This is a genomic window from Sphingobacterium chuzhouense, assembly GCF_014692525.1.
In the GTDB taxonomy this organism is placed as follows: Bacteria; Bacteroidota; Bacteroidia; order Sphingobacteriales; family Sphingobacteriaceae; genus Sphingobacterium; species Sphingobacterium chuzhouense.
This window is the reverse complement of record NZ_JACNYL010000001.1, coordinates 845,962-862,488: the sequence shown is the minus strand read 5'-3', so window position 1 is coordinate 862,488 and position 16,527 is coordinate 845,962. Positions and strand designations below refer to the sequence as shown.

9 protein-coding genes are annotated in these 16,527 nt (G+C 42.2%); 4 read left to right on the top strand and 5 right to left on the bottom strand.

The features are described from left to right. Positions 1 to 4 precede the first annotated feature (4 nt). Complete coding sequence (locus H8B21_RS03295) at positions 5 to 2,794, top strand: glycoside hydrolase family 95 protein (protein WP_223814807.1); 2,790 nt, start codon at positions 5 to 7, stop codon at positions 2,792 to 2,794. Continuing rightward, entirely contained in the window at positions 2,794 to 6,285 is a 3,492-nt protein-coding gene (locus H8B21_RS03290; RefSeq protein WP_190312342.1) for a malectin domain-containing carbohydrate-binding protein, read from the top strand. The genes H8B21_RS03295 and H8B21_RS03290 overlap by 1 nt, the downstream gene beginning before the upstream one ends. Before the next feature lie 172 nt (positions 6,286 to 6,457). Here the strand turns inward: H8B21_RS03290 and H8B21_RS03285 are convergent, their stop codons facing one another. The 5 genes from H8B21_RS03285 to H8B21_RS03265 all read right to left on the bottom strand — a co-directional run bounded on the left by H8B21_RS03285 (position 6,458) and on the right by H8B21_RS03265 (position 11,963). Next, positions 6,458 to 6,712: a hypothetical protein gene (locus H8B21_RS03285; RefSeq protein WP_190312341.1), complete on the bottom strand. Its 255-nt coding sequence runs from the start codon at positions 6,710 to 6,712 to the stop codon at positions 6,458 to 6,460. Between the two features lie 26 nt (positions 6,713 to 6,738). After that, the gene (locus H8B21_RS03280) at positions 6,739 to 7,971 is read right to left on the bottom strand and encodes a tetratricopeptide repeat protein (protein WP_190312340.1); all 1,233 of its coding nucleotides are present in this window, start codon (positions 7,969 to 7,971) and stop codon (positions 6,739 to 6,741) included. 4 nt (positions 7,972 to 7,975) lie between these two features. Further along, positions 7,976 to 8,860: a hypothetical protein gene (locus H8B21_RS03275; protein ID WP_190312339.1), complete on the bottom strand. Its 885-nt coding sequence runs from the start codon at positions 8,858 to 8,860 to the stop codon at positions 7,976 to 7,978. A 13-nt stretch (positions 8,861 to 8,873) separates the two neighbouring features. Beyond that, positions 8,874 to 10,469, bottom strand: a complete 1,596-nt coding sequence (locus tag H8B21_RS03270; protein WP_190312338.1) for a hypothetical protein — start codon at positions 10,467 to 10,469, stop codon at positions 8,874 to 8,876. Positions 10,470 to 11,087: 618 nt separating this feature from the next. After that, positions 11,088 to 11,963: an AraC family transcriptional regulator gene (locus H8B21_RS03265; protein ID WP_190312337.1), complete on the bottom strand. Its 876-nt coding sequence runs from the start codon at positions 11,961 to 11,963 to the stop codon at positions 11,088 to 11,090. 527 nt (positions 11,964 to 12,490) lie between these two features. On the opposite strand from H8B21_RS03265, the gene H8B21_RS03260 reads away from it, so the two are divergent. Both H8B21_RS03260 and H8B21_RS03255 read left to right on the top strand, forming a co-directional pair. Next, positions 12,491 to 13,168 carry a DUF3826 domain-containing protein gene (locus H8B21_RS03260; RefSeq protein ID WP_190312336.1) on the top strand — a complete coding sequence of 226 codons (678 nt, stop codon included), beginning with the start codon at positions 12,491 to 12,493 and terminating at the stop codon, positions 13,166 to 13,168. A 91-nt stretch (positions 13,169 to 13,259) separates the two neighbouring features. Then, a complete protein-coding gene (locus tag H8B21_RS03255; RefSeq protein WP_190312335.1) occupies positions 13,260 to 16,526 on the top strand; it encodes a SusC/RagA family TonB-linked outer membrane protein in 3,267 nt (1,088 codons plus the stop codon). Position 16,527 lies beyond the last annotated feature (1 nt).

Below are 16,527 nucleotides of genomic sequence, written 5' to 3'. Positions count from 1 at the left end.
CACGATGCGTTTAACGTTTTTCTTTCTCACCTTATCTATCCTCAGTAGTGCCTATTTGCAAGCGCAGCAGAAACTCCGGTATAATGCACCGGCTAGTGAATGGGTGGAAGCACTACCCATCGGAAATGGACGCATGGGAGCGATGATATTTGGTGGCGATAGCGTAGAAGAGATACAATTTAACGAAGAAACACTTTGGACGGGTGAGCCGAGGAATTATAATAAAGCAGGTGCGTACCAATATCTAGATACCATTCGATTGCTTTTAGAAGAAGGTAAGCAGCGTGAAGCAGAAGAACTTGCTATGCGCGAGTTTATGGGGTTGAAAAGCGAAACAGAAGATAATACGCTTTGGCTCGAACGTGTTGGTGCAGAGCGAAAAAAAACAGACGGCGCCTACACTTACGAATTTGATGATGTGGGATGGCCAACGATTCCCGTGCCATCCTACGAGGGTTGGGAAGAAATGGGTCTGGAAGGAGTTGATGGCGCCATCTGGTTCAGAACAACATTTACCTTAACCGCTGCTGATTTAACGAGTGATTGGGAACTCGACTTAAATAGGGTTCGGCAAGACGACTATACGTATGTCAATGGACATTTGGTGGGACACGAAAAAGGCGACCAAGAAAAGCGTTTGTACAACATCCCAAAAGAAAATCTCCGGGAAGGGAAGAATGTGGTTGCTGTTCAAGTGATTAACCTCGCTGGAAAAGGCGGGATTTCGGGATATAAGGATACCCGTAACCCGATCGGGCTTAAAAATGCAAACGGTAAGTTTATTTCCCTGGTCGGGCAATGGAAGTACTGGATACAAGATGCGGATGTACCCAAAGTCGGTGTTTTTCAAGCTTCCTACCAACCTTTTGGCAGTTTGAAGTTTCAATTTCCCGACGGGGATACAGAGCAGTATGAGCGCAGTTTGGATTTGGAGCGGGGCGTAGCGGAAGTAGCCTATACGCAAGCCGATGTACAATATAAACGGACATATTTTGCCAATTATCCGGATAATGTCATTGCTATTCGTTTGGCGGCAGATAAACCGGGACAGATTTCCTTCGCTTTATCGATGGAAACGAAACATCAAAAACATCGGGTATGGAAATTGGATGACCATACGCTAGCCATGACCGTTCAGGTGAAAGGCGGAGCGCTGGAAGGAACCTCGTTTCTAACCGTTAAATTGGATGGGGGAACGGTTACCGAACAAGATCGGCAATTGCATGTACAGGGGGCTAATACGGCCGACGTGTACTTGACAGGAGCCACGAACTATGGAGATTACAAGCAACTTACAGCTGATTATGGACGCAAGGCGCAAAGGCACCATAAAAGAATACGCAAGAAATCATTTTCGAAACTACAACGTACCCATGAACGGGATTATCGAAGTCTATTTGAAAGATTTAGTATAAACCTCGGAGGAGAAGAGCAACGTGCAATACCGACGGACGAACGGTTAAGGCGATTTGTATCTGCGGAAGATCCCGATCTGATTGCATTATATATACAGTTTGGGCGTTATCTACAAATTGCGAGCGCGCGTGAAGGAACACACCCCGCGAATCTACAAGGGATATGGAATCCTTGGTTAGAACCGTCCTGGGGGAGTAAGTATACAACAAACATCAACTTGGAGATGAACTATTGGGCGACCGAGATGCTTAATCTCCGTGAATTGCATGGTTCGCTGTTCCAAATGATTCGGGAACTGAGCGAAGCAGGTAAGGAAACTGCGCGCGAATATTATGGTGCGCGTGGTTGGGTACTTCACCATAATACCGATGTTTGGCGTGGAACAGCGCCGATCAATAATTCCAATCATGGTATATGGCCGACCGGCGGCGCATGGCTGGTCACTCATCTTTGGGAGTATTACTTGTTTAATCAAGACAAGAAGGTTATTGCCGAATACTATGATATTATAAAAGGGGCTACGTTGTTCTTCAAGGACTTCCTGGTAAAAGACGAAAAAACCGGCTGGTTGGTTAGCACGCCTTCTAACTCCCCCGAAAATGGTGGATTGGTGAAAGGACCAACTATGGATCACCAGATTATACGGGCACTATTTCATGTGTTCACGGAGTCTTCTAAACTGGTTGGAAAAGATGCATCTTTACGTGACTCCATACAAGCGATGTTACCGCAGATTGCACCGAACCAGATCGGGCAATATGGGCAGTTGCAGGAATGGTTGGAAGACGTCGATGATCCAGATAATAAACATCGGCACGTGTCGCATCTATGGGGATTACATCCCGGTAATGAAATTAATATGGACGACACCCCGAAAATGGTGGAGGCTGCAAAGAAATCCTTGATTATGCGTGGTGACGATGGTACGGGCTGGAGCTTAGCTTGGAAGATCAACTTTTGGGCGAGGCTGAAAGATGCACAACATACCTATACCATGATCAAGATGTTACTGCGTCCTGCGGATAAAGCGGGAGGTTCCTATCCGAACCTGTTCGACGCCCATCCACCTTTCCAGATTGACGGTAACTTTGGTGGTGCGGCGGGTATAGGTGAGATGTTGGTACAGAGCCATACGTCATTTGTCGATATCTTGCCGGCGCTGCCCAGGGAACTTTCCAGAGGAACCGTGCGCGGTATCAAAGCGCGTGGAAATTTTGAAATTGACCTGACTTGGGAAAATCATCAGTTAACAGCAATCGCTGTACGTTCGAATGCAGGCAAACCTCTCAAACTTCGGTACAACGGGAAAGTTGTAGAAATGCCTACGAAAAAGAAAAAAACGTATACATTCGATACAGCACTTAACCTTTTAAAATAATGCATAAAATCATTGCCGGTATAGCCGTACTCTTTGTTTTTATTACTTCCGTTTTTGCACAGTCGCCCCGACAAACGATATCCCTCGATGAAGGATGGCAAACGATTATGGATGAACAGGATTCGTCCCGTTATCAAGGTTTTGAACAAGCAGCATTTGTAGAAACAGGAGATTGGAAAACGATAGACGTTCCACATAACTGGGATAGTTACGGCGGATATCGGCGATTGCTTCGCGGAAACTTATTTGGCCATGCGTGGTATCGCAAAGAATTTATGGTGAAGCAGAAGCCTCAAAACAAGCGTTTTTATCTTTTTTTTGAAGGCGTAGGTTCCTATGCTACCGTATGGTTGAACGGAAAGAAGGTGGGATACCATGCAGGAGGACGGACGACATTCACACTGGATGTAAGCGAAGCAATTTATACGGATGGTCGAACCAATTTGTTGGCAGTGCGTGCCGACCATCCGGCAGAAATCCGGGATTTACCCTGGGTAGATGGCGGAGGTTCTGCGGAGCGTGGGTTTTCAGAAGGATCACAGCCCATGGGAATCTTCAGGCCCGTTAGTCTTGTCATAAAGAACGAAGTCAATATTGCACCTTTTGGTGTGCATTATTGGAACGATGAAACAGCAGATGAAAAGAGTGCAGCTATCCAACAAACGATCGAGGTTCAGAACACATCCGCTAAAACTCGCCGATTAACCGTCGTGACGAACATGCGCGATGCAGAAGGAAAAAAAGTATACAGTAGTAAAGATGTGCAACAAATCAATGCACATGCTACGCACGAATTTAAATTGTCACCTCTCCATGTCGACAAACCAACGCTATGGGATACTGAAAATCCCTATTTATATACGATGGAGACCATTGTACAGGAGGGAAGAAAGGTGCTGGATAGATTAGAAACGCCTTATGGCATACGCTCCATACGCTGGCCAAAAGGACTGAAACCTGTAGGTACAAATCAACTGCTTGTCAATGGGAAACCCATTTTCATACACGGTATTGCCGAATATGAACACAAGCTGGGCGGTTCGCACGCCTTTACCGCAGAAGAAATCGCTGCGCGTGTGCGCGATATGAAAGCTTTAGGTTTCAATTCTTTCCGCGATGCGCACCAGCCGCATAATTTGCGTTATCAGCAGTTTTGGGATCAAAATGGTATATTGTTGTGGACACAGATGGCGGCCCATATCTGGTTTGACAACGAAGACTTTCGGACGAACTTTAAAAATCTCCTACGCGATTGGGTAAAAGAACGTAGGAACAGTCCGTCTGTTTTTCTATGGGGGTTGGAAAACGAAAGTACCTTACCAGAAGATTTTGCTCGGGAATGCACAGAACTCATCCGGTCGCTAGATCCGACGGCTTCCATCCAACGATTAGTGACGACCTGTAACGGAGGAAGCGGTACGGATTGGGATGTGCCGCAAAACTGGACAGGAACATACGGAGGAGACCACAACACCTATGGTGAAGACTTAAAGCGCCAAATGCTAGTAGGCGAGTATGGCGCATGGAGGACGTTGGAATTGCATGCAGAACCGCCTTATCTTCCTAACCATCCGGTGTATAGTGAAGCGCGTTTTACTGAGATTCTCGAAACGAAATTGCGATTAGCGGATTCTGTAAAAGGGGAAGCTATCGGGCATTATCAATGGCTATGGAATTCCCACGATAATCCGGGACGTATTCAAGGAGGCGAGGGGCTTCGGGATTTAGATAAAATTGGCCCGGTTAATTATAAGGGGTTGCTAACGCCGTGGGGCGAACCGACAGATGCGTATTATATGTACCGGGCACATTATAGCGATAAAAATGACCCGATGATCCATATCGCTTCCCACACATGGCCTAACCGCTGGTTAATACCGGGCATTAAAGACGCTATCCGTATTTTCTCGAATTGTGATGAAGTGGAGCTTTTCAACGATCTGGAAAATATTTCGCTGGGTGTACAGAAGCATCCGGGATTCGGGAGACCATTTGAATTTAACGGCGTAGATATAAAGTATAATGTGCTATACGCCGAAGGGAGAAATGGTGGCAAAACTGTTGTGCGGGATACCATTGTGCTGTTCAATTTGCCGCAAAGCCCGAATTTTGAAAAGATGCGCGATACCGGGTCGACCTTATTGAAAGGGGAGACAGATGTCCACTATCTGTATCGGGTGAACAGTGGTGGACCTGAATATACGGATATATTTGGTCAACATTGGATGGCAGACCAGCCTTATACAGAAGCGGCAGGTTGGGGTTCCGTTTCCTGGGCGGACAGCTACGACGATATTTCTTCTGTTTTCGCCAGCCAGCGGCGAACGTTTGACCCCATCAAGGGCGTAGCAGACTGGCCGCTATTTCAAACGTTTCGATATGGTTTGGATCAACTGTCTTACCATTTCGATGTACCCAATGGTATATACCGGGTCGAGCTTTATTTTGCCGAACCCTGGGTAGGAGGAGCAGGACTAAAAGATGGTACAGCCATGCGGCTGTTTGATGTCGCAATCAACGACATTGTGCAGGAGCAAAATCTGGATATCTGGAAAGAAGAAGGGCACGATGCCGCGCTGAAGCGTATTTATGAAGTGGAGATCCAAGACAAACAGTTGAAAATACATTTTCCACATGTCGCAGCAGGGCAGGCCATCATTCAGGCGATTGCAATTGCTTCTGTAGATAGAAAACCAGAGGAAACGAAGAAGCGGACACACTATAATATGGAAATAAAATCCGGTATCCCTCCGAAAATAGAACGCTGGATGGATATTGGTCAACGCTATGATTCCGTACAGCAGCTGTCTTTCCAACAGTTACCGGGCTTCTTATATGGCGCGGACTATTTTCAAGTCAGAAAAATGACAGAAGACCTGTCGTTTACTTTCCGTCACCCGACAAATTTCTACCTCCTCGCTAACGCGGAACAGTCCGGATATGAGTTTATGGATGATTCCGTAATGAACAACAAGGGACAGCATCTGCAAGTATACCGTAAGGTGTTGCATAAAGATGAAGAATGGCATTTATCGAAGGACGCACAAGCGGAATTGGTTGTTTTCCAACAACAGAGTGGTTTACAACCCGCATTTGATCTGAAGAAAACGGATACCTATAAAGCAAACGAAGCCACGAATTATCAAAGTATGGCGAAGGTGGACTTCCAAAAACAAGATCGTTTGCAGTATACGGAAAATAATGGCTGGATGGAGTTTGAAATCAAAGTCGGGGTCGCTGATGTGTACGCGCTCACACTGAAATATCATAATGCATCAAAAGAAACGAAACAAGCCACTATTGAACTGATCACGATGGACGATGTTGTACTAAAACCTGCGGAGCAAGTCCGTTTAGAGCCGACGAGAGAAGGCAAATGGAATTATATCGATACCGATACCGGAACAATGATCAATGCTGGAACGTACCGTATCAGGGTCAAATCTATTGATGCTAAGGATATTTATATTGATGCGGTTGATGTTAAGTGATGGTGTATACTTTTTCTTCTTCCGCCTATGCTATGGTTTGCCGACAAACCATCCAGACTTCATCGCCTAGAAAATTGTGCTAGCGGGATATTTAATTTTAGTTTGTTCAAGTTTTGAAATAACAGATTTTAATTTGGCTACATCAAATTTTAAATTATGGTTCGGCATGCTATCAGTAAGGACATTTATAATTTGAGAGACAGCTATTATCTATGGCTTTTATGATGCTATCATTTCTTTTTTGCAGTTTTTCATTTTCTCTTTTGAGGTCATCATATAAGTTATTTAACTGATTGGTTTTATTCTCAGAATCTTCTAAGTTGCTTTTTGTCGTGGTTATATCAGTTATTGTCTGATTAGCGTCTTGTCCCCAGCCTTGTACTATAATACCAAGTACAACTCCTATTGTTAAAATTAGCTTTTTCATAATGTATTAATTTTAGTAGTTTATTGTTATTTTTTTTGCTCATTGTATTTAGATTCCCATTCCTTAGCCAGTTTTTTATCTTTTTTAATACCATAACCACCTTTCGAATAAATTTCATATATTTCTTTCATGGCATTTACATCTCTGTTTTCAACAGCCTTTTCAAGCCAAACCAGTGCTTCCTTATAGTCCATGGGTACACCTTGCCCCTTTGTGTACATAAAACCTATAGAATACATAGCATAACCATTTCCCAAATCGGCAGCTTTCCTGTACCATTCTAATGCTGTTGCAAAATCTTTTACTACGCCTTTTCCTTCATAATAGAAATCACCAATTCTATTCATTGAATAAGTATTTCCTTTATTCGCTGCATATTTAAAATAACCCATCGCTTTCTTGTAATCACCGGCTTTCGAGAGATATATTCCCAGATTTTCTACCGCATCTTTATGACCTTTTAATGCACCTTTTTTAAACCATTCGATTGCTTCTTTTTCATTTTTCTCCACGCCAATGCCTTCAACATAAAGCTCTCCAATATCATTATAAGAATAAGGATTTCCATATGTTGCTGCTTTTTTAAACCAACTCATAGCTTCTGTATAGTTTTGAGTTATGCCTTGACCATATAAATAAGCAACAGCTATATTGCGCGCCGCAAACACACAGCCTTTTTCGACAGCTTTCTTTTTCCATAACAGACCCTCTTCGTATTGTTTACTTTTATCGTAAAGCAACCCCACTAAATTCATTGCCCGCACATTGCCGTTGTTGGCTTCTTTGATTGCCTGAGCCATTGCTTTTGGCAGATCAGTGTCTGTATCGTACAGTTTCTTAGCGCTAACAAAATCAGGAGATTTACTATCTTTTACTAATCGGCTGAAAGAGTTTACTCTGCTTTCTATGGCATAGATTTCTTTAAATTTGTCCATATCAATTTTGCTACCCTGTTTTTTTGCATAGGCCATATAAAGAGGCATTTGCTTTAGCAGTACAATACCGTTCTTATCATCGTCATCTGTATAACTGCACAGTTTATCCGCTACAACTATTTGCTGATAAGCAATTTTGGAAGACCAAGTGCCTAATAATGTCTCAGCTTTATTAAGATGGTTTAAGGCTTGTTCATATTCCTCATTTGCAATATAAGTTTCAGCTTCTTCGAATTCAATTCTTGCTTTCATTTCGTCCTGACAGATACCTCCTAACGCTAACATCATCATGAGAACGGTTAATAATGATTTTATCCCTTTCATAGTTTTATCGTGTTAGAATACTCATTTGACCCATTACCCCAAACTGATCGGGCTGATTTTGATAACCACCAAACGTAATAATGACAGACTTGTTTCCGTTGCTCCATTCATATTTATCCGTGTCGCTGCTTTGTTTGCTTTTTTTAGGAGAAAAGCCGAAGAGACCGGAGAGCTCGTTAACGGTTGGCTCAATAATCTGATCAAGAGCGGACTGACTTAGCGTACCTTTGTAATATCCTTGTTTAAAAGTAGTCTTATAACCTTTTACCAAATTATTTCCGTCTAAATATACAGACTGTAATCCTTCGCTGACCATCATTCCAGTATCCCAAGTATGAAGTTGAACGACCTGAAAACCGAAATATTCATTTGGTTTCTTAACAGCTTTCGTTTTGTGTCTGAAAAAGAAACTATCCTTTTTCAGGAGTTTTAACTCGTCCAAAGGAATACCTATAGGCCAATCCTGATAACTATATTTTTTGAAGTTATCTTCTAAGGCTTTTGTATCATTAATTTTATCAATTACGATATTTTTTTCCGACTCCAACTTGCTGTACAATCGGTAAATCTCCGCTCTTTTTTCTTCTGGAAACATTTTATAATCTGGAAGTTTCTCGAACCGTTTAATAGTTGTCGTCACTTTAGAAAAATACGAAGTATCTCGATCCGCTAGTCTTCTTTCAGTAAGAATCTGCAAATACAAAATTTTGCTATTCTCTTTTCCGAGTATTTGTTTCGCTTTTTCTAATTGAGATAAAACCATCTCATATTCCTTGTTTGCAAATGCTGTTTCTGCGTCTTCGTATTCGATACGAGCCTTCAGGTCGTTTTGTGCAAATACTGCTACGGATAACAGTAGGAGTAATAAGGTTAATAGCTTTGTTTTCATATTCATTTTCTGTTTAATTATTCCAAAAATCATCTTCTTTCTTTTTGGTGGTGGTTGGTTTTGTATTCGTCTTATTATTTGCAGGTGTAGCGGTTGCTTTCGCGGCACTTTCTCCAGTTCCCCAAAAGTCATCATTGTTTATAGTTGCCTTTGCCGGGGTTCCTTTATATTCTATACCTAGAGGGTTTAGCTGTGCTTTTTGCGAAAGGTTGATTAGGCTACTGCGCATCTGCTCGGCCATTTCTTTTTGCGTGTAGTAACCCATCCATACAATGCTTTGTGCGTCTATTTTCTTTTTGATATCCGTGACTAAGGTATTTTTGAATGGCCAGGTGCCATCGCTATATTGCGCTACCGGAAATACATTGCTGATATAAAGATTGGGCGACGTTTCATTCATCCCATTGGCAGGGAAAGAGTAGACAAAGCAATACACCTCGGGCGATTGTATCCGGTGCTTGGACAAGGGCGTGCCACCATCAGCGAATTGCTCGAACAGCTTTGTCCGCAACTCGACGATCGCGTTCCATTTCCTCCGGTTGAGCTCTTTGAGGGCTTCTTCTTTTTGGCGTTCTAAAGATGCCTTACGTTCCCTTACTTCTTTTTCAGCTCTATTGTTGTTGATCACTGAACCCAACAAACCTACAAATTCTCCGGTAGCCTGCCCGGATGCACTCCCGTCATTGAATAACAGATTGACACCCGACTGAATGGACTGGTTGCTGGCTTCATTCCATTCCTGTACATCCTGATTGATAGCATAGTATTTCTGGTTAAATTCAGCTTCCAGTTCTTCAACTGAACGGAAGTTTCCCGAAAGTGTGGAGTTTTCATTCAACCTGTTGCGGGCTTCGGTAGCGGCCTGGGCAGCATAAAAAGTATTGTACAAGTTATTGCTCCAAACATCTATTTTTTGTGCACTTTCTTGACGTAGGCGTTCGTTTTCTGCCATTTGTCGGTTCAGATTGTCGATATAGGCTTGATCTTCGCGTGCTTTTCGCCCGGCGGCTGTTTCGGTACGGCTTTGCGAACCTGCGCTGCGTGTGTTGCTACTTGGGTTATCATTCCAGAAATCATCATCCGTTTTTCTTCTTGCCCCCTTTTGGTCATCTTTGCTCATTTGCCCTCTTTCGGCAACATCTGTCGTTTCGGCATTTTGCTGTTGCTTGGCTTTTCGTGCATCGGCAGAATAGTTTTTGACAATTACACCTGAATATGTTATTCCGACGATCGTACTATGGACATCATCCGTACCCACGTTGATACATTCTTTATCCTGCGTTTCTTTCAGCCAGGTCCCTGTCTTTTTGGATTCTCTCGGTTTTAGGTGCAGGGTACTTCCACCTGTAAGGGCCATGAAACCTCTTTCTACTCTGCCACAGGTATAGGTAATCGCTGTTTCGATTTTTACCTCTACTTCATCAGACAGTGCACTTGACACTAAAAAGTATGTCCTTTGATATTCGGATATACGGTTATATTCTGTAAATATTTCTACCGTTATACCTTCCGGAACCGTCCCCGAAGAACCTCCGGTATAGCGTGGTGCCTGCGCGCCGGTATAGCCGGCGCTAAGAAGCAATACAAAAAGTATATGTAATTTTTTCATAATTTCATAAAAGAAAAATTGTATTCATAATTCGTTAAGTTTATTTGCAAATAAAAATTAAAATCGCAAACAAAAAAATACCCATTATAGGGTATTTTTTTGTTTTTTCTGAGCTGAAGTTTTATGTATTTTTAAAGCACTAATTAAAATGATTGACCGCTATGCAAAAAATGAAGGCATCGCAAAAAATGTGTTGACGAAAAGAGTCCTAAAATTGAAATTGTGCTTATGGAAAGACCCGCACCTATTCACACGGATATCGCTATCTTACGGAACAGAACAGCTACATAGCTACCTTAATGGGTGTCAACGGGTGTACAGATTTTTACCAGGCTGACCTTTCCCGCGAGTTTATCGTGCAGAAGACGAACCTCCTGCTCAGAAACAGAGAGCTGCAGGTTCTCCAATTAATCGTAGAGTGGTTTTCCAACGAAGCCATAGTCCAACGACTGGGTATCTCTAAACATATCGTCAGTACCGTAACAAGATGTTGCGCAAAGTCGGAGCGAATAGCAGTCGGGGATTGATTAAAAGGTGTATGGAACGGGGTTTGCTGTAAATACTGTAAGGATGGATCTAATGCTTGTACGCTCCTTTTGAGGGGAATGTATAAGAAAACTAATTCCTACTCAAATACCTCTTCTTGTACTCCAACGGTGTCAATCCCATGACCTTTTTGAAATGACGGTAGAAGTTAGATACGTTGTTAAACCCACATTCAAAGCAGATAACCTCGGTTGGTAACTTATTTTCAACTAACAGCCGGCAAGCATGGCTGATACGGATTTCCACTAAGAAATCGTAATATGTCTTGCGAGTCATCATTTTGAAGTATCGACAGAAGGACGTGATGCTAAGATTCGCGATATTGGCAACCTCTTCCAGTGTGATATCGTTTTTGTAATGCGTATGAGTATAATTAAAGATATTATTCAAGCGGATATTGTCTGCTTCATTAGACTGATGAAAAGTAGTTTGTGTTTTAACGATGGTTTCACACTCCTCACTTTCAGCGATGGTCTTTAAAATCTGCAACAAAGAGATTATCCTGCCGAGGCCACTCTCTTTGACGCAGTCGTGCATCAATTGCGCGACAACACGTTTCGTTTCCCCTTTAATAAGCAGGCCGCTTTTGGCTTTTTCAAATAATTTGGGTATTAAGTAAGATTCTGGAAGTTGGAGCAATGGCTTCCCTAGACAGTCTGGCAGAAACTGTAATACGATTGCTTCAATATTATATTCGGGATTATTCTGGAAATATTCATCTTTACATCGCCAGGCGTGCGATAGCTTTTCGCCAACCAATATAATTTCGTCCGGCGCAAATTGACTGATATTATCCCCAATAAAGCGGATGCCCTCACCGCGCATGGTATAATGTAATTCCAATTCAGCGTGATAATGCCATACGTTCCCAAAATTGGGCATGATATCATGTCGGGCGGAAAATGAGCTTTCTAACTCGGCAGGAAGTTTTCGATATAAAGGCTTCATATTCTATTGTAACTGATATTATACAATCTTGTTTTATTTTTCGAAGATAGTGTTTTTGTGTTATTTTTTATGATAATATGCTACAATGCGAAGAGATTGTTACATAACACGAGTACAACAATACCGATATAAGCCGAGTGAATTGTGTTTGTATAATATGTATAAAATTCGTGGTAATTTCAACAGAAGTTGTCTTTCTAATTATTTATGGTAATATCTTATAATAAGTGGATAAATACACATATTATTCACCAGTTGATATTATGTTACTTTGATGATGCAATTATAAATAGATTATCTATTATGATCTGTTTTTTTGATGTAATTAGCTGTTATACAGCTTTTTTTTGTTAAGGGTTTTATTAGAGAGTTAGGTTTCTTATATGCTTACCTATAACATATAAGATTTTCAGTATGTAGCTTGTTGACACATATTTTCGTTCAGAAGAGTGTTGATAATGAGAAAGAGGAATTGAGGGAAGTCATCCTATGGTAAATAGAATTGTTAAAATAATCATTTTATAAATATGAAAGCAAAGATGAATTGGTATGTATGCGTACTATTGGTTCTTTTTGGGGGTCAAGTACTCGCCCAATCTGAGCAGGAAGAATACATTCAAGTAATCACCAAGCGTTCAGAGAAAATCATCTCGACGTTGGATATTACAGATTCGACAAAATTTTATCAGGTGCGCGATATGCTAGCCGCGCAATATGCCGCGGTGAATGCCCATCATGAGGAGCGGGAAGAGGCGATTAAGAAACTTAAGGCCGAATACGCGGGACAAGCAGAAGTGTTGGAAGAAAAACGAACGCAATATGAAGCGTTGGAAGATGTGAAGCTTCGAGAAATGCATAGCACATTCGTAGACGCATTGGGTAACCTGATACAGCCTGAGCAAATAGAAAAGATTAAAGATGGCATGACTTACGGCGTGTTACCGTTGACATACAAGGCCTATCAAGATATGATACCGAGTTTGACAGCGGAGCAAAAGGAAAAAATCCTGGTTTACCTTACCGAAGCACGTGAACTGGCCATGGATGCACCGGGCTCCAAAGAGAAACACGGTGTTTTCGGGAAATTTAAAGGTCGAATTAACAATTATTTATCAGCAGAAGGCTATAATCTCCAAGAGGAGCGTACTAGATGGCAAGAACGTATAGCGCAAGAGAAAACGGATAAAAGTCAAGAATTAAATTAACGGGTATTATTTAAGCATATACAGTATAAAAGCTATACAATATTATTTTTTGCTTTAGACCTATTTTATTTTATACGCAATCAAATAAACCATGAAGAGTCAATTTATGTTAAGTAATAAGCTTTTGAGGAAAGGTGTCAAATTGCTCTGTCCTTTGTTTTTTTGTACACCCTTACAGATGGCGATGGCAACGGAATCACCCAGTAATATGGCGACACACGCTCATAATTTTGTAAATGTAACGGGAAGGGTTTTAGATACCAACGGAAGACCTGTCATCGGGGCGACTGTATCTATAAAAGGTACCACCACCAGTACACAGACGGACGAGAAGGGCGTATTCCGTTTGAATCTGCCACAAGGGAATGAGGTGTTGGTCATTAGTTATGTGGGCTATAAAACATTGGACTTTCCAGTGAATAACCAGACTACGCTAGAAATTACATTAGAGCCGACGGATGCGCTTGATGAAGTCGTCGTGGTAGGGTATGGTACACAAAAGAAAGCCCACCTCACCGGAGCCGTCGAGACAGTGGATATGGAGGCTATAGAAGATCTACCAGCTACCAACTTGGGAGCTGCATTGGCAGGTCGTTTAGCGGGTATTGACGTTTCGGGAGGTACCGCTAGGCCTGGGTCGAAGGCACGCTTAGAAGTCCGTACGCCAGTTCCATTTGGAAAAGATGCCGGAACGTTGGAACCATTGTATGTTATTGATGGCATGATACAAGTGGATGAACAAAATACACCGGAATCGACATTATTCAATAATTTAGATCCATCGGAGATTGAAAGTATTTCAATTTTGAAAGATGGGGCAGCAGCGGTTTATGGGGTTCGTGGTGCGAATGGTGTCGTGCTGGTGACGACAAAAAGAGGACAAGAAGGAAAACCCAAGATTTCCTATAACGGTTCCTACGCAATCAATGACGCAACTTATCGTACGAAGATGATGAATGCGTATGAGTTCGGTCAATATTTTAATATTATGAACGGTAAATATGGGTCAAACCCAGATCCACTCCAAGAAAGTTATAAAGATCGGGTGTTTACCGAAGACGAGTTGGAGCATTTTAAAGGATTAGATTATAACTGGCTGGATGATGCTTGGAAAGCTGCTTATAATACCCGCCATGCACTCAATGTCAGTGGTGGAACGGATCGAGCAACTTACTTCGCGGGCGTGACCTATAGCAAGCAGAACGGAAACTTGGGGACGCTTGATTATAATAAATGGAACTTCAGAGCCGGAACGGATGTGAAAGTAGCTTCAAACTTAAAAGTGGGCTTACAAGTATCAGGTAATGAAGACAAGCTGGATAAAACCTTTAACAAAGTGTCGGGTGAAGGTCCCGAAGATGACTACAAAAACCTCTTATTGGCGGCTCCTTATGTACCTGCTTTTATTGATGGTTTACCGGTGAAGTTACCGGGAACTTCCAACGATCTATCTGCTTACCATTTCTATGAAATTGAGCGTTTAGGTAACCTGGCAGAAACCGATTCGCGATTTTTCTCTATCAATATATCAGCAGAATATGAAGCACCATTTTTGGAAGGTTTAAAGGCGCGGGCAACTTATTCCCGGAATATGCGGCATTCCGTTGGTAGTCAGATAGGAACTAAATACCAGTTATACCAATTTACTGGACAGGGACAGCACGGTCATATATACGAAGGAGCGACCAATCCTACACCGTTGACCGTTAGCAATGGAAACCGGTTATACTATTCCAACAGAAGTGGAAATAATACACAGATCAACTTCTTTTTAACCTACGACAAACAGATAGGAAATCATAATATCAGTGGTTTGTTTTCGGTGGAGCGTGGAGAAGCTGAGGGACAGCAAGAAGACGTTTGGAAGTCAGATCCATTAGAAACAAGCGACGGGCAGTTTGGAACAGCCTTCGGGGAAATTGATGGACGTACTTTTGCCAACGAATCTGGTTCATTGGGCTATATCGGACGTGTAAACTATCGCTATGGCGAAAAATATCTCGCTGAGTTTCTGTTTCGTACGGATGCTTCCACCAAGTTTGCTCCTGAAAATTATTGGGGTAAATTCTACTCTTTGTCTGCAGGTTGGGTATTGAGCGAAGAGGATTTTTTCAAGGTGGACGGAATCGACTTTCTGAAACTACGTTATTCAGTCGGACTTATGGGGAATGATCAATTCCCGGCATGGGCATGGAGACAACGTTTTTCGTATGAAGTCGGAAAAGGCCCGGTATTCGGAGGTAATGAAAATGCGAATACGGGAATGAAAATGGGAAAATCGCCGAACCGAAATGCAACCTGGAGCGATGAATTTAAGAATAACCTGGGAATAGAGGCCCGCTTTTTGAATAATCGCTTGTCGACTACTTTGGAAGGGTATTTTAACAAAGGGACCAATATTCTATTGGAGCGTTTAGGTAATATGCCGGTAACTGTCGGGGGATCCATAGCACCGGAAAATTATGGTGCGGTAAATACGTATGGATATGAAATAGCATTAGGCTGGGACGATAATGTAGGTAAAGATTTTCGCTATGGTATCAGCACCCGTTTTTCCTGGGGTGATGCGAAAATTAAAAATATAGATAATTCAGCAGCTTATGAGGCTGCTCCGTGGAACCCCAAAAACGGCACATCAACAGATGTGGGTATGTGGGGATACGATTACCTTGGTATGTTCAAATCGCAAGAAGAGATTGACGCCTACGTGAGTGAATATAATATTACAGAGTTATTTAAAACACCGGCTAGTCAACTAAAGCCTGGAATGCTTTATTATCGTGACGTGAGAGGGCCGCTGCAGGCAGATGGTACGTATGCCGAACCTGACGGCATTATCAACGAAAACGATAGGGTACAGCTCAGTAAGAAAGAGAACAATCTGTATGGTTTTGGTGTCACGTTGAAAGCCGGTTACAAAAGCTTTTCGTTCGAGACGGTCATTGCCGGAAGTTGGGGTGGATGGGCTGAAATAGGATCGGGCGAGCGAAAAAAACTGAACAACGACATTACGCGGGTATTTGATAATCGTCCGATTATCTGGAATGATATTTATGATCCTGAACTTAACCCCACCGGTACCATGCCGAACCCGAATTGGGAAGATATATATAATCAAAGTTCTAATTTTTGGAAGGTAAGCTCGTTCCGGATGCGGATGACAAGCTTTAACCTGAATTATACCTTGCCGACCAAGTTGGTGGAAAGTATGAAAGTGTCTAATGCCCGCGTCTATTTTTCCGCAATGAATCCGATGGGGCTTTATCACGCATATAGTTACAAAGATACTTACGGGACAGGATGGGATGCTTATCCAAATCTAAAGACATTCTCGTTTGGTCTTAATCTTACTTTATAAT